This window comes from Sphingomonas sp. HF-S4, assembly GCF_032911445.1.
In the GTDB taxonomy this organism is placed as follows: Bacteria; Pseudomonadota; Alphaproteobacteria; order Sphingomonadales; family Sphingomonadaceae; genus Sphingomonas; species Sphingomonas agrestis.
Window position 1 is genome coordinate 636146 of the sequence record NZ_JAWJEJ010000001.1, and the last position, 20198, is coordinate 656343.

General features: G+C 64.3%; 6 protein-coding genes. 3 read left to right on the forward strand and 3 right to left on the reverse strand.

What is annotated here, in order from left to right:
- The first annotated feature begins 9 nt into the window (after positions 1-9).
- A complete protein-coding gene (locus tag RZN05_RS02760) occupies positions 10-756 on the forward strand; it encodes a FadR/GntR family transcriptional regulator (RefSeq protein ID WP_317225098.1) in 747 nt (248 codons plus the stop codon).
- 764 nt (positions 757-1520) lie between these two features.
- On the opposite strand, the gene RZN05_RS02765 is transcribed toward RZN05_RS02760, so the two are convergent.
- The gene (locus RZN05_RS02765; RefSeq protein ID WP_317225099.1) at positions 1521-10964 is read right to left on the reverse strand and encodes an MBG domain-containing protein; all 9444 of its coding nucleotides are present in this window, start codon (positions 10962-10964) and stop codon (positions 1521-1523) included.
- Positions 10965-10975: 11 nt separating this feature from the next.
- Complete coding sequence (locus tag RZN05_RS02770) at positions 10976-12679, reverse strand: ShlB/FhaC/HecB family hemolysin secretion/activation protein (protein ID WP_317227549.1); 1704 nt, start codon at positions 12677-12679, stop codon at positions 10976-10978.
- Positions 12680-12897: 218 nt separating this feature from the next.
- Between RZN05_RS02770 and RZN05_RS02775 the strand changes: the two genes are divergently transcribed.
- Both RZN05_RS02775 and RZN05_RS02780 read left to right on the forward strand, forming a co-directional pair.
- Positions 12898-13944: a helix-turn-helix domain-containing protein gene (locus RZN05_RS02775; RefSeq protein ID WP_317225100.1), complete on the forward strand. Its 1047-nt coding sequence runs from the start codon at positions 12898-12900 to the stop codon at positions 13942-13944.
- A gap of 914 nt (positions 13945-14858) precedes the next feature.
- Positions 14859-18530 carry a hypothetical protein gene (locus RZN05_RS02780; protein ID WP_317225101.1) on the forward strand — a complete coding sequence of 1224 codons (3672 nt, stop codon included), beginning with the start codon at positions 14859-14861 and terminating at the stop codon, positions 18528-18530.
- Positions 18531-18908: 378 nt separating this feature from the next.
- Here the strand turns inward: RZN05_RS02780 and RZN05_RS02785 are convergent, their stop codons facing one another.
- Entirely contained in the window at positions 18909-20195 is a 1287-nt protein-coding gene (locus tag RZN05_RS02785; RefSeq protein ID WP_317225102.1) for an FG-GAP repeat domain-containing protein, read from the reverse strand.
- Between the last annotated feature and the right edge of the window lie 3 nt (positions 20196-20198).

The following is a 20198-nucleotide window of genomic DNA, read 5'->3' on the forward strand; positions in this document are numbered from 1 at the left end:
TTAGTCCGGATGACGAGTCGCCGCCTCTTCCAAGATGTCGCCGAGCAGATCGTTGCGCTGATTGAGGAGGGCGCGTTCCCCCCGGGCGCGCGGCTGCCGGGCGAACGCGAACTTTCCGAGCGCTTCGGCGTCAGTCGCGTGGTGATCCGCGAGGCCGAAATCGCATTGCAGGCGAGCGGGCGGCTGCGGATCAAGACAGGTTCGGGCGTCTATGTGGCGGACCAGGGGTCGGCGGGCGGCGAGCATCTCCCGATCGTGAGCGCGTTCGAACTCACCGAAGCCCGCGCGCTCTTCGAGTCCGAGGCAGCGGCGCTGGCGGCGCCGATCATCTCGGACACCGATATCGCGGTGCTGCACGACCTGCTCGAGCAGATGTCGCGCGACAATATGGATGACGACGAAGTCACCGCGGTCGATCGCGCCTTCCACCTAACCATCGCCTCGGCCTCGGGCAACAAGGCGATCATCCATGTCGTCGAGTCGCTTTGGCGGCTGCGTACCGAACTCCCCGAGGTGCGTCAGACGCACTCATCGGTATGTCATCACGATAGCCGCCAGCGGCATGATGAGCACGGCGCGATCGTCGATGCGCTTGCGCGGCGCGACCCGCAGGCGGCGCGGCTGGCGATGCGCCAGCATTTCAGTAGGCTCATCGAGGCGATGCTCGACGCGACCGAACAGCGCCAGATTGCCGAGCTCAAGCAGCGCTCGGCGGAAAGCCGCGCACGCTTCATGCTCAGCGCAAAGCTGACTTGAGAATCCGTCTGTAATGCATTCCCTCGATGCGTTCGGGAGCTACCTTGGCTTCCTGAGGGGCGGCGCCGAACCGCCGCAGTCCGGAATTTCGCCGGGCGCTCTGAACGGGCACTTACGGGTCCAGCCTGCCAAAGGACATCAGACATTGTCGCGGAACGGCTGGCCGAGCTCCAAGCGACCTGCGTGAGGCAGCTCACGTTCGATTGGTAGCAGGAACGGCGGCGCGCAGCGCGGGCGCGGGAGCACGGAACTAATCCGGCGATCTGGTGGACCCAACACAGAGGGATCCGACCAATTCCCGTCGTTTATAGCGATGATATTGCGCGCGCGGAATGGCCCTCGAGAGCCCGAAAGTCGAATCATCAGATTTTAACGGTGAACGTGGCGGGCGCGGCGTCGAGCGGTAGTTGAACGACGCGCCGGTCGGAAAGCGACCCAGAAGCAGCTGGACAGCTCTTGGCGTAAGCTGCCCTCCCGCTCGAACGAAGCTCCACTGCGGAGCGACGGTCCTTATTTTGTTGGGAGAATGACGAGAAAGATTAAGTCCGCTCTAGCCAATGACTGCTCAGAGACCGGACAGTCCGCAAGCGGCCCAAGAGCGACCGGACAGGAGTCGTGGCTGCCAGTCAGAAATTCGTCCCAAAACGGCGGTTCAGCTAGTTGGGGCCAGGACGCGCCCATGCCCGCGGAATTCGGCTTACTATCCCTAAACCGCTGCCTCTTCGGGGAAGACCGTCGCGAACTGGGCAAGCCCTGCTCCATACCTATTTGGATAGTTCGCATCCGGCCTGGCTGAAGCAGATGGGAGCAGTCGAAAATTTCCACGGACTGGGTGTATCGCGCAGCTCGTAAGGCAGTTTGCGGGCCTGCGCCCAATGTTCAGCAACGGCATCACGCAGAACGGTGCTTGCAGAGTAGATGATGGCGAAGGAAGGTTGCTGATTTTCGGTGACCGTCAGCGTCCCCGGTGTGAACTGCATCTGGTAATTGGACGACGCGGCCAGGCTGCCCTGCGTGATCGTATAGGCACCCGCAATGCTCTCCACCGTGGCGCTCGTCGCCAGCGCGCCCGTCAGGGCGTCGCCGTTGACGAGACCGGAGACGCGATAGGTCAAGGGCGGATTGGCCTCGCCGCCCGGCCGCGTCTGATTGTCCGCCGCGACCGAGATCGATCGCGGCGTGACCCCGAGGGTCGCGCTGGCAAAGGTTACAACATAGTTACCGCTCGCGCTCAGCGTGCCTTGGGTGACGCCATAGGTGCCGACATTGCTGGCTTGCGTGGCGGTTGTGGCGAGCGCACCGCTCAACGCGTCCGAGCCGTACAGCCCGTAACCGCCGATCGCATAGGTCAGCACCGGGTTGGCATCGCCGTAGACCCGGCTCTTGGCATCCGCGGCGATCGTGATCGGACGCGGGGTGATCGAAAGGTCCGCGCCGGCATAGGTCAGCGTATAGTTGCTGCTCGCCGCCAGCGTGCCTTGCGCAATCGCGTAGACGCCAACATTGCTATCCTGGGTGGCGGGAGTTGCGAGCATGCCGGCCAGCGTGTCGGTGCCATATAGCCCGCTGCCGCCGATGGTGTAGGCGAGCGCGGGATTGGCGTTGCCGTAAATCCGGCTCTGGGGGTCAGCCGATACGGTGATCGGACGCTGGGTGATCGACAGATCGGCGCCACTATATGAGACCGCATAATTGCCGCCGGTGCCGAGCGTCCCCTGGGTGATCGTATAGTTCCCGACGTTGCTGCCCTGCGTGGCGCTTGTCCCCAGTGCACCACTGAGCGTGTCGCTGCCGTACAAGCCATCGCCACCGATCGTGTAGGTGAGTGCCGGGTTGGCATTTCCGTAGATGCGAGTCTGCGTGTCGGCCGCCACGGTGATCTGCCGCGCAGCGATCGAGAGGTCCGCGCCAGTGTAAGTAATGGAATAATTGCCACTGCTACCAAGCGTCCCCCGCGTGATTGCATAGCTGCCGACGTCGCTGCCTTGGGCGGCAGTCGTCGCCAGCGCGCCGCCGAGGCTGTCGCTGCCATACAGGCCGCTGCCGCCGACCGTGTAGGTCAGAGCCGGATTTGCGTTGCCATAGATGCGCGACTGGGCATCGGCGGTGACGGTGATCGCGCGCGGGGTGACGGTCAGGTTGGCGGCGGCGTAGGTCAGCGAGTAGTTGTCGCCGGCGGTCAAACTGCCTTGGGTGATCGCATAACTGCCGGCATTGCTGCTCTGCGTGGCGGCGGTGGTCAACATGCCGCCGAGCACGTCGGTGCCGTAGAGGCCGCTGCCGCCAACGCTATAGGTGAGCGCCGGATTGGCGTCGCCGTAGATGCGCGACTGGGCGTCGGCGGTGACGGTGATCGCGCGCGGGGTTACGGTGAGGTCGGCGCCCGCATAGCGCAGCGTATAATTGCTGCCGGCGGACAGCGAACCCTGGGTGATGGCGTAGGTTTCGACGTCACTGCCCGCGGCGGCGGCGGTCGCCAGCGCGCCGCTCAGCGTGTCGCTGCCGTACAGCCCGTCGCCGCCGACATGGTAGGTCAACGCAGGATTGCCATAGCCATAGGCCCGCGACTGAGCATCGGCCGCTACCGTGATCGGGCGCGGGGTGACCGAGAGGGTGGCGCCGGTAGAGGTCAGCGCATAGTTGCTGCTCGCCGCCAGCGTGCCTTGGCTGATTGCGTAGGAACCGACATCGCTACCCTGCGCCGCCGCGGTCGCCAGGGCGCCGCTCAGCGCGTCGCCGCCATACAGCCCGCTGCCCCCGATGGTATAGGTGAGCGCCGGATTCGGGTTGCCATAGATGCGCGATTTTGCGTCCGCGGTCACGGTGATCGGGCGGGGGGTGATGGTGAGGTTCGCCCCGGCATAGGTGATGGCGTAGTTGCCGCTTGCGCCCAGCGTCCCCTGCGTGATCGCGTAGGTCCCGACTCCGCTGCCGGGTGTGGCGGCTGTGGCGAGCGCGCCGCCGAGGCTGTCGCTTCCGTACAGACCGTTGCCGCCAACTGCATAGCCTAGTGCAGGATTTGCGTCGCCGTAGATGCGGGCCGTGGCGGCAGCGGTAACGGTGATCGGGCGCAGGGTCACGATTAGCTCGGCGCCGGCATAGCTCAGCGCATAGTTGGTGCCGCCCGTCAGCGAACCCTGGGTAATCGCATAGCTGCCGACGTCGCTGCCCTGGGCAGCGCCAGTCGCGAGCGCGCCGCTAAGCGTGTCGCTGCCATACAGCCCGCTGCCGCCGACCGTGTAGGTCAGCGCCGCGTTTGCGTTGCCATAGATGCGCGTCTGGGCATCGGCGGTGACGGTGATGGGGCGGGCGGTGACCGACAGATTGGCGCCGTTATAGGTCAGGGCGTAGTTGCTGCCTGCTGCCAGCGTGCCTTGGCCAATGCCATAGATGCCGACATCGCTGCTCTGCGTCGCCGCGGTCGCGAGGGCGCCGCTCAGCGCATCGCTGCCGTACAGCCCGCTGCCGCCGACCGTGTAGGTCAGCGCCGCGTTTGCGTTGCCATAGATGCGCGTCTGGGCATCGGCGGTGACGGTGATGGGGCGGGCGGTGATCGACAGATTGGCGTCGTTATAGGTCAGGACGTAGTTGCTGCCTGCTGCCAGCGTGCCTTGGCCAATGCCATAGATGCCGACATCGCTGCTCTGCGTCGCCGCGGTCGCGAGGGCGCCGCTCAGCGTGTCGCTGCCATACAGCCCGCTGCCGCCGACCGTGTAGGTCAGCGCCGCGTTTGCGTTGCCATAGATGCGCGTCGGGGCATCGGCGGTGACGGTGATGGGGCGGGCGGTGACCGACAGATTGGCGCCGTTATAGGTCAGGGCGTAGTTGCTGCCTGCTGCCAGCGTGCCTTGGCCAATGCCATAGATGCCGACATCGCTGCTCTGCGTCGCCGCGGTCGCGAGGGCGCCGCTCAGCGCATCGCTGCCGTGCAGCCCGCTGCCGCCGATCGCGTAAGTGAGGGGCGGGTTCGCATTGCCATAGACGCGCGTCTGGGCATTGGCGGTGACGGTGATTGGGCGAGCGGTGACCGACAGATTGGCGCCGGCATAGGTCAGGGCGTAATTGCCGTTCTGTGCTGCCAGCGTCCCCAGCGTGATCGCATAGCTGCCGACGTCGCTGCGCTGGGTAGCGGCCGTTGCCAGCGCGCCACTGAGGGTATCGCTGCCGTAGAGCCCGCTGCCGCCGATGGTGTAGGTGAGCGCGGGATTGGCGTTGCCGTAGATGCGGCTCTGCGCATCCGCCGCCACGGTGATCGGGCGCGCGGTGATCGAGAGATCGGCGCCGGTGTAGGCCACGGCATAATTGCCGCTGGTGCCAAGCGTGCCCTGGGTGATCGCGTAGCTGCCGACGTTGCTGCCCTGGGTGGCGCTCGTCGCCAAAGCCCCGCTCAGTATATCGCTGCCGTACAGCCCGCTGCCGCCGACGGTGTAGGTCAGCGTCGGATTGGCATCGCCATAGATGCGGCTCTGGGCGTCGGCGGCGACGGTGATCGGGCGGGCGGTGACCAACAGATCGGCGCCGATATAGGTTAGTGCGTAGTTGCTACTCGCCGCCAGCGCACCCTGGCCGATCGCATAGACGCCGACGTTGCTGCCTTGGGTAGCGGCTGTCGCGAGGGCGCCGCTCAGCGTGTCGCTGGCGTACAGGCCGCTACCCCCGATCGCGTATGTGAGGGTCGGGTTCGCATTGCCATAGATGCGGGTTTGGGCATCGGCGGTGACGGTGATCGGGCGCGCCGTGACCGACAGGTCGGCGCCGGCATAGGTTAGTGCATAGTTGCTGCTGGCCGCCAGCGAGCCTTGGCCAATCGCATAGCCGCCGACATCGCTGCCCTGGATTGCCGTTGTCGCCAGCGCGCCGCTCAGCGAATCGCTGCCGTACAGCCCGTTGCCGCCAACGGTGTAGGTCAGCGCCGGGTTGGCATCGCCATAGATGCGGCTCTGTGCGTCGGCGGTGACCGTAATCGGGCGCGCCGTGATCGTCAGGTTCGCACTGATGAAGGTAATCGCGTAGTTGCTGTTGGCGTTGCCAAGCGTACCCCGCCTGATCCCATAGCTGCCAACATTGGCGGGTTGGGTGCCGGTCGTCGCCAACGCCCCGCTCAAGGTGTCGCTGCCGTATAGCCCGCTTCCGCCGACGGCATAGGTGAGCGTAGGGTTGGCGTTGCCGTAGATGCGGCTCTGTGCGTCGGCGGTGACGGTGATCGGGCGCGCGGTGATCGACAGGTCGGCGCCCGCATAACTCACGGCATAGTTGGTGCTCGCGCCGAGCGTGCCCTGCGTGACCGCATAGCTGCCGACGTCGCTGCCCTGGACCGCAGGGGTTGCCAGCGCGCCGCTCAGGGTGTCGCCGTTGACCAGGCCCCGCCCGAGCACCGAATAGGTGAGGCTCCCCAGCACATTGCCATAGACCCGCGTCTGCGCGTTCGCCGCGATGGTGATTGCGCGCGGCGTGACGGTGAGCGTCGTCGTGGCCGGCAACAGCAACGTGCGATAGCTGCGTCCGCTGAGTGACGCGATCGTGGGGGCGGTCAGAGTCGCCGCGTAGGTGCCAGCCCCACTGGTCGCGGTCGCCGCGGTGGTCAGCGTGCCAGGCGATTGGAGGTAATCGCGCGATTGCAGGCCGGTATAGGTGGCGACGAAAGCGCCGTTGTCGTCGCCATAAGCGCGGCTGGGTGCGCCGACGACCACCGCATTCGTGAATCCATACAACTCGGGATAATGCGCGGTCGCGTCGCCGCCCTGGCCCGACTGGTTCGGCGGCACCCACACGCTGTTGAAATCGAAGCCGGCATAAGTGGTGGCGTAGGACGCCAGGTCGGTCATCTGCGCGGTGGTGAGGCCGATCGCCGACCCCACCGCGCTGCCTAACGTATCGCCGATGCCGACTGCCTGGCCGCTCGTCTGGGTGTTCCAGAACAGGTTGGCGATGGTGCCGGAATGCTCCCCGATCAGCCCGCCCACGTTGAAGCTTCGCGAATCGGTGACTTGCCCGGTCGAGTAACCATTAGCGGCAAAGCCGATATTCTCGCCGATCAGTCCCCCAGTCGCCGAGCCGGAAACTCCAAGGCTAGGCGAGTTTACCGTGACCGCACCGGTGGCATAGACATCGTGGATCGCACCCGAACGCCCAAAGGCAGTGCCGATCAGGCCGCCCGTCTTGGCGCCGAAGGTCGGGGCGATATAGTTAGTGGTGACCGAACCGGTGGCAAAGGCGTAGCTCAGCTCGCCGGTATTGAGCTCGCCGACCAACCCGCCAACCGCGATCGCGTCGTTGCCGACCACTGCGCCAGACGCGCTGCTGCGGGTGATCGTGGCGGAGTTGCGGCCTGCCAGGCCGCCGGCAAAGTCAGTGCCGGTCACCGCGACATTGACGGTGACGTCCGAGATCAGGCTGGCTGAACCACCATGCGAGCCGATCAGGCCGCCCGCCGTCACGCCGCTCACGGTCCCGGAGACGGTCATGTCGCGGATGGATGCGTTAGTCTCACTGAAGCCGAACAGGCCGGCATAGTCCGCATTGGCCACGTTCAGGTTCGAGACGAGGCGATTGGCGCCGTTCAGCGTGCCGGTGAAGCGGTTGCTGAGCGAACCCAGCGGCGTCCAGCCGTTCGCGCCCCACACGCCCGACGAAGCCGCCGTGCTGCTGGTCGCGCTCAGGTCGATATCCGCCAGCAGCGTATAATTGCCCGCAACGTTGGCATTCACCAGCTGCAGCTGGCGCGCGTTGAATACGCCGACCGTACCGCCGCTGGCGGCCAGCGCCTCGCCGCGCAGGATCGGGCGCATGTCGCCGCCTTGATACCAGGTCGTGGCGAAGTTGGCGAAATTGGCGTAGCTGGCCGGGTTGCGCGCCTGGGCCGTGGTCAGACCGGTCACCAGCGTCCTGGTACCGGACGCGGCACCCACCGCGGTGGTCTGCCCGGTGGTGGTCATATCCCAATAGGAATTGCGGATCGTGGTCCCTGCGTCCTGGCTGCCGGCCACGCCCCCGGCATTGCTTACAGCCGTCACTGCGCCGCTGGCCCAGACGTTGGTCAAAATTCCGCCCAGCACGCGGCCGACCGCGCCGCCCGCATTGACTCCGCTGGCGATGACCGACGAGGTCGAGAAGCCGGTGCTCATCGTCGCGAGGTTGCTTAGCGTGCCGCTGATCCCGCCGACCGAGTTGGTACCGGCCACGGACCCGGTGGCGGACAGCATGCTGGCATTCGCCGCCAGTGCCCCGGTCACTCCGCCGACATTCGCGACGCCCTGAACAGAGCCGTCGAAATGCAAGTTGGTCAGCGTTCCGCCCAGCACTTCGCCGGCAATCCCGCCAGCTTGTTGCGCGCCCGTCACGGTGCCGCTTGCCCAGACATTCGTCAGGTTCCACCGGGCCGATCCGACCACCGCGCCCGTGGCATTCCTCCCGGAAACCGCCGCGTTAACCACGCGCAGGTCGCGGATGGTGATTTCGTCGAGGCTTCGGTGCTGCGAAATGAGGCCGACAAAGTCTGTCGTCGGGCGATTGATCGTGAGGTTGCTGATCGCGTGATTGGCGCCTTCCAGATTGCCATTGAAGGCACCGCCCAGGCCGATCGGCACGAAGCCGCCGCTGCCCCAGATGCCGGAGGCCGCCGCCCCGTTGGTCGCGGCCGCATCGATATCGCCTGCCAGCCGATAATTGGCGGTGAGATTGGCGCCAAGCAACTGCAGCTGGTTGAGCGTCGAGACGGGGATGTAGCCGTCGCCGCCCGCCGACATCGCCTCGCTGCGCAGGATCGGACGCATGTCTGCTGCCTGGAACCAAATATTGGTGAAGTCGAAGCCCGCATAGGCCGCCTGCGTCCGCGCCTGCGCGGTGGTCAGTCCGACCGCGCCATTCGGTCCGTAGCCGAAGCCGATGTTGGCAGTCGTGGTATCCATGTCCCAGAATACGTCTGTACCGATCGTGCCGCTGCTGCCGCCAAGGGAGATACCGGCCTTGTCCCATCCCGTCAGCACTCCCGAAACCCAGGTGCTGCGGATCGACGTCCCATCGTAATTGCCATAGGCGACTCCCGCCGCGGCATCACCCGTGATGGACGCCGTGACATAGGCGTTGCTGACAGATGATGTGCCCTCCAGCGAATAGGCCACGCCCGCAGCCACGTTATCGGCCGTAATTGTTCCTGCGAGCGAGATATTTGACAGGGTCGAGTCGACGGCGCTGTAAGCGATGCCACCGGCGTTGCCGAAGGCCCCTCCGGCAGTGATACGGCCGTCGATATGGACGTTATTGACGACCGAACCCGATATATAGGCAGCAAGTCCGCCCACGCGACCGAAGCTGCCGCCACCGAATTCGATCGTCGCGCCGGTCAGCCGCAGATTGCGAATCGTCGCGTTCGTGAGGCGGACGAACAACCCTGAAGCGGCGTAATAGGGCTGGTGGATGTAGAGATTGCGGATCGAGTAGCCGCGGCCGTCCAGCGTGCCCCGGAAGTCGGACTCGAAGAGATTGCCGCTTTGCCCGCCGATCGGGCGGAATCCCGCGCCACCGTTCCAGTTCACCGTGCCGGTCGCATCGACATCGTTGGCGAGCGCGAAGTTGGACGAGCGAAGTGATGTCATGCCTTGCAGGCCGTAGACGTCGGCGAGCAGCCACGGCGTAGCGGCCGTGCCATCGCCGCCGGTCGCACGCACGAAGCTGCCCCCGTTCACCGCAAACGAGCCCGCTTCAAAGCCGGGAAGCGTGGCGGCCACCGTGCCGAATACGCCGCTCGACAGGGTGAACCTGCCGATCGCGATCGTGCCGGTCTGGCTGATCGTGCCACCCGCAACGAGTGTCAGCCCGCCCGCCTGCGCGGTGATGGCCGCGTTGAGCGCGATGTTGCTCGCCGCATTGAGCGTCAGCGTCGCGTTGCTCGACCAGCTCAGCGGTGCGCTGACGGTGATGTTGCCGACCTGCGACCCGTTGCTGCCGGTCTGAACCGTGACGTTGGCGGTGGCGAGCGCGGCGGTGAGCGCCGAGGCGTTGAGAACACTATCGTTGGCGTTGGCGGCGAAGCCCGCCGTGCCGCTGCTCGGCGCGCTGGAGATCGTAAGGTTGTAGGGATCGAGCAGCAGCGTACCGAAGGCCGATCCGGTGAGATCGGCGGTACCGCCATAGCCCAGTTGCCCTTTGGACGAGACTTCGGCTTCGCCGCCCTTTGCGCCCACGCCGCGCGCGCTGATTGCCCCTGTGAAATCGGTCGCCTTGTCGGACCACAGCACAACATCGCCGCCAGCGCCCGCTGCGGTCGCATCCGCGCGGATGGTGGAGGCGGCATCGACGCGTAGCGTGTCGGCACGCGCGGTATCGCCCAGGCCTTGGCGGTCGCCGCCGATCCTGACCGATCCGCCGCCGCTCGTGCCCGACACATCGATCATCGCGCCGGTCAGCACGATGTCCCCTCCCGTGAGCGTCACGCCGCCGGCACTGGTGTCGATGCCACGCGCCTCGACGACGCCGCTGAGATTGACGGTGCTGCGCGCCGCCGCGCGAGCCTGCGCCGCGCTCAGGATCACCGTGCCGCCATCGGCCGCGATCCGCCCCGACATGCCGAGTTCCGCGCGCTCGCCGGCGCCGATCGCGACCTTGAGGAAGCCGTCGCCGGAAAAGTCCAGCGTTGCCCTGGTCCCGGCGCCCATCCCGACCTTGCCCAGCGGCGCCAGGATCAGGCCCTTATTGTCGACCTTGCCGCCAAGCAGCGCGGCATATCCGCCGCGCGCAACCTGGATCCTGCCGGCATTGACGACGATCCCGCTGCTGCCGGAAAAATCGTAGCGGCCGGCCATGAAGTCGGAATCGTCGATATCGAGCGTCGATCCGACGAAACCCGCCGCCTTCACGCCGCCGGTGGCGGTGATCAGGATGCCGTTCGGATTGACGACGAACACGCGGCCGTTCGCGTTGAGTTGTCCCGCGATGGTCGTCGTCATGCCGCCGGTCACCCGATTGAGCAACGTGGCAGTGGCGGAGGGCTGGACGATATCGACCCGCTTACCCCGATCGATGTCGAAGCTCTGCCAGTTGATGATCGCCGCATCGCTGTTCTGGCGGATCGTCAGCGCGCCGCCCGAGGCTGCGCCGATCTCGGCAGAGCCGGCCGCGACGCTGCCGCCACTGGGCAGCGACTGGGCCTGGGCGTGCAGCGGGACGATCGCGGTCGAAGCGAGCAGCAAGGCGGAGAGCGAGCGGACCATAGCGAAGGACCTCAGAACTGGGCGATGACGGAGAAGGTGACGCGATTGGCGGTGCCGGAGACCCGCTCGATATGGGCGCGGCCATATTCGGCGGATGCAGTGATGCCCGCGGGCAGCGCGAGCCGGGCGCCTATGCCGTAAGCCGACGCGTCGGTCCGTCGGCGCTCGAACACCGTCGGCTGTTCCAGCCGCACGCCGCCCCGCGCGCCGAAGACGTAGGGCGCGAGCCGCGCACCGATCTTGGCCAGGTCGAACGGTGCGCGGAGCTCGCCGCGCAGCAAATAGCCGCTGTCGCCCTGGATCAGGCCGGCGGGGAGCGGCGAGATTCCGCCCGAAGTCGCGATGCCGAACTGTTCGGCATTGGACATCGCCTGGCCGAGCCCTGCTTGCGCGCGCGCCTTGATGTCGAGACTGAGGTTGGACGCGAGCGGCTGGCCCGCGTCCAACCCGAATTCGAGCTTCTCGAAGCTTGCGTCCGCTCCAGCGCGCGACAGCGGCAGGATCGGGGTCGCGTCCGCCGCCGAGCGGGCGTTGAAGACGTCGAGTCCGAACGATCCCTTGACCGATCCGGCGACATAACCACCACCCGGCAGGCGCGCGAACAGATCGACGCCGCCGCGCAGCACGCGCTGCCGGTCCTCGGACAGCGCGAGGTTCGCCGGGTCGAAGATCCGCACCCGCTCGCGCTGCACGTCGAGTCCGAGATCGCTGCCGAGCGTGAACGAACGCGATCGCGCCAGCGGATATTGCAGCCGGACCGACAGCCGCTCGAAGTGGCTGGCGATCCCCGGCAGCGCGGCCTCGTGCCGCGGCGCCAGCCGGGCGTCGGTATATTCGGTGGTGAGACTGAGGCCGTCACTGCCGAGCGGCAGCGCGATTCCGGCGGCGAGGGCGCGGTTGCGCGGCGTCGGATCGAGCACGCTGGTGCCATGGCCGGTGTTGGGCAGGCCGCTGGCGCGCAGATAGATCGTCTCGCCCGCGCCCAGCACCGAGTTGAAATTCACTCCGAGCCCGAAGCTGATCCGGCCCAGATCGCGCGACAGCAGATTGTCGAAGGTCAGGAAGCCGCTGACCGGCCGATGGCGCCCCTCGATGATCAGCACCGTTCCGCCGAACTGCGTGCCCGCGGCGATCGTCGAGGACAGCGTCAGTCCGGGCACGTCGCCCGCCAGCGTGAGCCGGCGCTCGATCTGGGCAAGCGTCACATCCTTGCGCCCGATCAGCGGCGCCAGCAGCGCATCGACCCGGCCGCGCACCCGCTTCGACAAGGCGGCGCCGTCGATCCGTTCGATAAATCCATCGACCACGCGCAGCCGCAGTGTAGCACCACCATCGGCGCCGGCCAGCGTTTGCGCCGGCACGACGATTCGCGATAGCACCCGGCCGCTACGGGCGAGCGCGGTTTCGAGCTGGGCGGCGGCCGCGAAGACCTCGGCAACCGAGACGCGCTTGCCGACCAGCCTGGCTTTCAGCCGCGCGACGGCATCGACGGGAGCATCGCCTTCGATCGCCACCTCGACGACTTGCACGAACACTTGGTCCGATCCCGCGGGCGCGACCGCGCCGGTGCTTTCCGGCAGGACGATCGCGCCGTCGTCGCGGACCGTCGGGGGCGCGAAGCTGGGCGGGATAATCTGGCTCGCGGTCTGCGCATGGGCCGTGCCCGCCAGCGCCAGGAACGAGCAGCCGATCGCGGTCCAGCCCAGCGGTTTCACGTTCAATGCAAGCCCCCCCGAAGAAGCCAGGGGCGGCCCCCCGAACAATCAGGGAGGACCTATTAGGCTCATATTCGGCACCGCCAATAGCGGTTTGTCTCACGTCACAAGCCGGTGCGCGAAAGTGTCTCGACGGCCAAAAATATATTGGCGATGCGGCGCAACTCCGCCAACGAGCCGCAAAGATACTCGCTTTATCAGTTGATTGGAGCGCGAATATGCATCGCTGGTCGGCAGATTTGAATCTCGACAGTTCGATTCCGCGCGTCGAATATCAGCGCGGCGAAGATGAGACGCTTCGGGAATATGTCACTCGCGTCGCCGCGTCGATCTCCTTCGCTTTCCTGCTCGATCCCGACGATGTCGTGGATCAGCCAGACTTCGCGCTCGAGACCAAGCTGATCGTGCTGCCCGAGGGGCTCGTCTCGCGCACCAGCGCCAGCGGGCGCTTCACCTTGAGCCGCGACCAGAAACGGATCGAGACGACTGCGACCGATCATCTGCTCGTCTATTTCATCGAAAGCGGCGTCGCGGAAGTGACGCCGACGCGATCGAGCCGGCCCTTGCAGCGCGGCGACATCCTGCTCCTCGACCTCAATCGCCCAGGCAAGCTTTTGCAGCACGAGATCCGCAACATCCGCATCATCATGCCGCGCTCGGCGCTGACCGGCGATATCGACGAGCAGGATCTGCACGGCTGTGTCATCCCCGCCGCCCATCCGCTGGCCGGAGTGATGAGCGATTGCGCGGCGCGGCTGATCGACGATGCGCCGCGGATGATGCAGCGCCACGGATCGGCAACGCTGCGCGCGCTGTTCGAACTGCTCAGCACCGCGCTCGCCGACCGGGTCGAGATCAGTAGTGCCGAGTTGCCGATGAAGACGCGGATCGACGTGCTTATCAACAACAATCTCGAGCGGGCCGAACTGACGCCGGCATGGATCGCGGATCGGCTCGGTATCTCGCGCGCGACGCTCTATCGCACAATCCAATATAATGGCGGCGGTGTGAAGGATCTGATCATCGACCGCCGCCGTTTGCGTGCCTGGCCGATGCTGACCGATCCCGACGGCGGATCCTTCGCCGAGATCGCGCGGCACTCGGGCTTCGCCTCGCGCGCCAAGCTAGCCCAGAGCTTCGCCAAGCTGCTCGGCAAGTCGCTCGAGGAAATCCGCTTCTCCGACCCGGACACGCGGGCGAAGATGCATGTCACTGTGTCGGACATGCTGCTCGGCAATTGGGAAAATCGCATCGGGAAACGATAAGAGAGCAGGCGCCTCGATCAGCTGCCGCCCGCTACTGCTAGCCGTCATCTCTTGATGTGCGGGGCCCGGCCCGGGCTCCTCGGAGCGGGATGGGGGCGTAAGTACGTGACGGGGTTTCGAGTGAGATAATGAACGGCGCGTAGGTCGGCAACCAAGCTCGATCCCCTTAACTTCGAATGAGTGGCCGCTATCGTAGTCTGCGGCGACGAGCCGAAAGACAGCAAACGGCCCAAGACCCGCATTACCGTCGCTTTGTTCGAACGTCCTGCGATTGAGGCGCTAGCGGCACCCGCGCAAGCCGGTCCCGCAATGGCCGCGATCGCGCCCTCGCTCCTAAAAGCTGACTGGCCGCTGTCGGCCCGGAAGCTGCTGGACGGAAGGCGTCCTACTGCTGGCCATCCAGACTGCTCGCCGCCGATCCTATAAGCTGCCACTCGTTCATGATATTTGGATCAGCTCAGCGCCTGGGGTAATACCGCCGTCGAACCAGCTGCGCACGCCTTCGCTGGGCAAGGCGCCAAATGCGCTTCGAACCGATTTCTGAATTCATCATCCAGATACGAATAGGGCACCAAGACCGAGCCTCGCGCACACTAGCCATGTAGATAACACTTCCTGTCTTCGAGCGTCAGCATTGTTCCAGCCCAAAGATATCGGTGCTTTGAACATCACGTGCCGCCCCGTACCGGCTTGGCTCGCGCACTTCTTCCAGCTCTGCTAGTCTCGATCCTGAAATTTTGCCAATTCCGAAGTAGGCCGGAAATGCTACCGTGGCGCGCCTGACCTTGGTCAGGCACATGGCGGTCGGATTCTCGCACAGCTGAAAGTCGAGGGACCCACGTCGGGGAGGACAAAGTCATTCTCCAACGCGGACATTTAGCCGAATCAAAGAAACCGGAAAAATTGGAGGACATGTGCTGATGCCACCTTCGCCACCGAAGCCGCGTAAGGGTACGATCAAGCCTGCCAATCTTGCAGTTGCGCTTGGTGATTATGCGGGTGTCACCTTTCACGAAGGTGCCAACGAATATCTGTGGTGGTCACCTACTTGGAAGGTCGAAGGTATCGTCGGAACTGACGCTGCCGGAAACCCTGTCGTTGGCGATCTTACCGCGAAACTGCCCGTTCAGTTTGTAAGCGGGTCCATCGAGGCGCCAGTGCGTCCTACCGTTCCAAAACTGAAGCTCTCTGCCAAAGTTTCCGATCCTGCCGACGACGTTGAGGGGGAAACGACGCTGCATATCAGGTTGCGGTGGACGAGGGCGAACGGCCCGATACCGGTTGATGACTGGCATCTCCCCCTGCTTGAAACCATGCCCTGGAATGACCAGCAAGGACGTCGGGCTTGGACACTGATGCTCGACGCGCTTCATCAGCTACCGGAGCCGTTTGTAGATGCGCTCGGTGAGGTCGCGATCGTCCGGGTGAAGTCGCTCGATATCTTCAACAAGGCGACCGGCATTCATTGGCCTTTTGGACGCCGCGCGATTCTAATTTCAAACGACAAGATGATCGGAAAGCTCGGAAATACGCCCGACATCACGCCTGCAGATGAAGCATTTGTTTTCACCTTTATTCACGAACTTGCCCATGTCGTGCTCGCAGATCGCGCATTCGGAGGTGATGATCGTATCGCACGTACGTTGGAGCGTCTCTCGATCGCCTTGAAGATGAAAGTCGAGCCATGGGCGTTTCCCGGCGTCCATATCGTCCAGTTTTTTCTCGCGCCATTTTTTGCGCTGCTCGATGGTTGGTTCGGTGATCCGCCGCATGATTTTGTCAGTGACTACGCAAAGATCACCGGGTGGGTCGTCAACCGGATCGACAATCCGAACTGGCTAGTTGCGACTACCAAAACCACCCTTCCCGACGCAGCTACCGGCCTTGCACTGCTTGGAAATATGTCTGAGGTTCACTTGCGCAACATCTTGCTCGGCACCTCGAAGGCCGATCCACAATTAGAAGCCGCAGGGTTCGTATCAGCCTACGCCAGCACCGACGTTCACGAAGATTGGGCCGAATCCATCGCGTACCTCGCTATGCCGCAGGCACCGCGATTCACCGCGCGAAACTCAGACCCGAAACTATTCAAACAGTTCGGGAAACGCCGCAATTTTTTTGTCGCGCAGGGCGTCTGGCTCGAGGGTCATCCCGAAGTTGTCGTGGGCAAATGGCTAAACGACTGGGTGGACAGAAATGGGCTGCCATTCAATGACATGCGCGACTGGTGGGTCGATTTTGGTCGGTACGTGCGGACCAGTGGAAAAGCTGGAACAAGCCATCCGATAGGGCCAGGTGGCGTGGCGGCTCAAGCGCTTGCCGCGGCTAGAACAACGAAAGCGGCCGACCCGGAAAATCAGGCAGGTATAGGCGGCGGCGAAACGCATCCATTCGATGACAAAGCGGAAACCGAACTTTTCGTTCGCTTCAAGGAAGTCGCCGAGCAACTGCGACCGTTCCGGGACACGTGGGCACCGATGCTGGAAGCCCTCCAAGATACGCTTTTGCGTGCGGAAATCTCGCCTCGCGATACGACCGTGTTTGAGTTGCTACGCACCGCCGAACTTCACGGGGAAGGGCTGCGCGCAATAGGATATGGGGTGCCCGACGCCAAGCAGGGTGATTTGTTGATTGATTCAAAGCCCTTGCCCTGGCTTGTGACCGATTCTGAAAAAGGTGTGGTGCGTCAAATCCTCGCCGCGCTTCAAGGGCACGACACCGAATCCACGCCCGGACCGGCACGCTATCTTTGGACGCCCGCGAGCAAGACGCGTGTTTGGCATCGGCGGATCGTCGAGGGTGGCATTCCCGATCTCAAGTCGGCCATGATCAATATCATTCGCCTGTGGGGCGAGGAAAAGACCGCCAATGCAGGAGATTTCGACGATCTTCCTGACTTCGTCGATCAACTCGTCGAAGCGTGGGGACTCGATGCGCGATCGTTTGCCGGAATGGCATGGCGCGAAGACCGCACCGACCGCGCAGTACTCGCATATTGCCATACCCACGGCGATGGGCTGCAAACGCGGCCAGCGGACTTTGAGCCGCAGCCGGGTGATCTAATGCGGTTCGCCAAGCCCGACCATTGGGCGGTGGTCACGTCATTACCGAAGGCACCAATGCTATCGGCAATCGGAACTGGCGGCGACGCTGGTCCGGTCGGCGAGCCGCTTCGAGCTGCAAAGCTGCTTTATGGTGAGGCTCTCGGCACGCCGCAGGCCTTATGGGCACCGAGCAGCGCTCCACGCCTCTTCCTGCCAAAGGCGAACGCGAAGAGTAGCATGTTTTTCGACATCAATCTTGCGATGGGCGAAGCAGTGCGCACAGTTGGCTTGAACAGCGTCGAACAGGCAGGCGGCTCGGTTCGCGCCTGGGCCTATCAGACCTGGCTATCGGTGCTTAACCTAATGCTCGCCAAGGGCGCTACACCAGAGGCCGCGAAAGCCTGTGCGCACCTTATGCCTGCGAGCGATGCAAGTGAGGTTCAGGTCGAAGCGTTCATACTAGCGCATGGCGCACTCCGCACTTGCGGCCCTGCCAAGGCCGGCGACCTAATCGAGTGGATAGGGGCGAAGGGCGAAGTGCGTCGCGGCTTAGCAATGGCGACCGAGCGCGACGGCAGGATCGTCCAACTCTTTTCGATCGACGACGACAAAAATGAATTCACCGTAGAAGATGCAGACATCGAACCGGACGGCATACGGATGGTCTGGCAGCCGTCGATTGAACCGCGCAGGCTTGTCTTGGAGCCCGCGGTCGAAACGTTCTACGGAACTTCCTCGAGTATTATGGCTTGGCTCGATCACGTCGCCAAGGCGACGGGCGGCGTGACCAAGGTTGACGGCGAGAAAGTCGATCTCGACCCGCGCTCGCGTACTGACGCGCCAACTCTTCTAGCTGCCAGCGCCCCCGAATGGGTTCGGGCGCGCATTCATAATGCTGACGGAGACGGATCGCTGCGCGCACGGCTTGGGACGCTTGGCCTTGGTATCGAAGCGGGCGAGGGGCTGCGTACGATGCCTCTCGGAGCTTGGTTCGGTAATGAAAAATCCTTCGGCATCGTGGTGCAAAGCACCAGTGACGGCTTAGCGCATCGGGTCGCGCTGTTCGATACGAACGGCCTTCGCTTTGCTCTGGCCGATGGTGAGGAGGCCGACTGGTGCTGGCGTCCGAGCGCAGAGCCATTCGCTTATACCCTTCCCGCCGTCGATGGCGGGTACACGAACCGGAACGCGTTGCTCGGAACGCTGGAGATCTGGGCAGCCGAAGAGGCGCGCACGAATGCCGAACTCTTCTCGGATAGCGATTTCCTCGCATCGCCGTTCTTAGATCCAAAGCTCGTCCGCATACTCGAGAAGGGCGCTGAGGTGCCGGATTGGCGAACCTACCTGGACGCGTTTGGATCTGGGGTGCGTATCAGCGGCGTCGGCCCCGGAGATTTCGTGTCCGTAAATGGACGACAGGGCGTCATGCTTGCGGGCGGGCGCGTTATTACACCTACGCCTTCGGGCATATTGCGCGCGAGGGAGCTTCGAGCGCTCGACTGGTGTTGGACGCCGCATCCACTGCGACGATCTAAAGTGTAATAGACGCCGTGAGGACAGAAATTGGCGAATGAGCGACACTTTGAGATTGCGCTTCGTTCTGCTCGACGCCCATCGCGGTCACCTGCACGGCGCTGCCGTAGGACAGGTTGCCGCCGGTAAAGCCGCCGGGAGCGGTCCGAGCGCAATCGGCACAACTCCAGCCATTCGCCGCCTTGTCCGCTAATGGGTCGCTTGCGGACAGACAGCCTTTGGGCGATCGATCTAGGGAGGCTGCCGCCGCCCGCTGTTCACGGTGCCCGGTAGCTTTCGACCAAAGCCAGCCTTTCGCTGCCCGGGTTGTGAACTGCAGCTTCGGCTGGAACCTGTCATCAGTTCGGCTCGAAACCGTCCGGCGATGCGCGCCATAGATGTCTTCGCCTATGGCGTGGCGAGGAGCGCCACCTCACTGCTGTTGTAGAAGATCACGGCGACCGCGCCGGGCAGGGTCGCGATGCCTCGTGGCCCCTTGCCGGGAAACTCTACGCTGCGCCGATCGGCGAAGGCTTGGTTGAATCCGCGCTTGCTCGTGCCGCGCCAGAACACGAGCTTGCCGGACTCGCGCGCTGCAGCGATCAGGTCTAATTTGCCGTCGCCGTCCAGATCCGAAAGTTGCACGTCGCGGATCTCGTCCGCTGTGACTTCGCCGCGCTTGGCAGTGCCGGTGCCGAATGATCCGTCATAGACGAAACGCTCGGGCCTGTTGCGCAGCACCACGACATTGTCGCTGGTGCCGCGGTTGCCGACGACGATATCGGATCTGCCATCTGCGTCGAGGTCACCGGCCTTTAGGTGATAGGGGATGCGCCCGAACGAGGGCATGCGTCGCCACGGCGAGAAGCCGCCCTTGCCATCGCCTTTCCACATCTCGACCAAGTTCGATTCATACATCGAGAATGCGAGGTCGAGCGTGCCGTCGCCGTCAAAATCCGCCGCCGCGATGTCGCGCGGGCCCCCGAGCATCTGGTCATAGGGTACTGCCTGTTGCGGATAGCGCACCGGGCGGAAGCGCCGCCCGCCGTCGTTGATCAGTACGAAGAAGACGTTGGATTGATAGGAGACGGTAACGATGTCCGGCCGCCCGTCGCCGTTCACATCGGCGATAATCGCCGAGGTCAGCCCTGGGGTCGGGTAGCGGATGTCACCTTTGGCATCGAGGCTGTATTCGTTGACAAGATCCGGGCTCCCCAGCGCGACGGAGCTTGCCGGTTCGAACAGCGCCTTGCGATCCTCCGCGCCATAGAGGATCGAGAGGTCGTGCTCATTGTTGGACTGATAGTTGGGCACCACGAGATCGGGTCGCCCGTCGCCATCGAGATCGCCGATCGCGGAGTGATAGGGGCCGAAGCCGACCGTGAAGTCGCGGCGGACCCACGCTCCCTGCTTGCCGGGATTGAGATAGACGGTGAGCTGATCGTTGGCCGGGCGATCCAGCCGCGGTGAGAGAAGTTCGCCGCGGCAGGGGATGATGAGATCCGGCAGTCCGTCGCCGTTCACATCGCCCGAGGATACCTGATAGGGGCCGGTGCACACCGGCAATATAGTCGCCTTTTGCGCGGCTTCTGCGACATTCCATCGGGACCACCTGTCGCCGTCCTCGACCTTGGCAGCGCCATCTTGTGGGAGCAGCATCGCGAGGATGCCGGCGAACGTGATCCCGATGGTCATCGC

Excerpts from the sequence above, each read along its gene's own strand:
- RZN05_RS02760 (WP_317225098.1), top strand. The coding sequence starts at position 10 with ATGACGAGTCGCCGCCTCTTCCAAGATGTCGCCGAGCAGATCGTTGCG.
- RZN05_RS02765 (WP_317225099.1), bottom strand. The coding sequence starts at position 10,964 with ATGGTCCGCTCGCTCTCCGCCTTGCTGCTCGCTTCGACCGCGATCGTC.
- RZN05_RS02775 (WP_317225100.1), top strand. The coding sequence starts at position 12,898 with ATGCATCGCTGGTCGGCAGATTTGAATCTCGACAGTTCGATTCCGCGC.
- RZN05_RS02785 (WP_317225102.1), bottom strand. The coding sequence starts at position 20,195 with ATGACCATCGGGATCACGTTCGCCGGCATCCTCGCGATGCTGCTCCCA.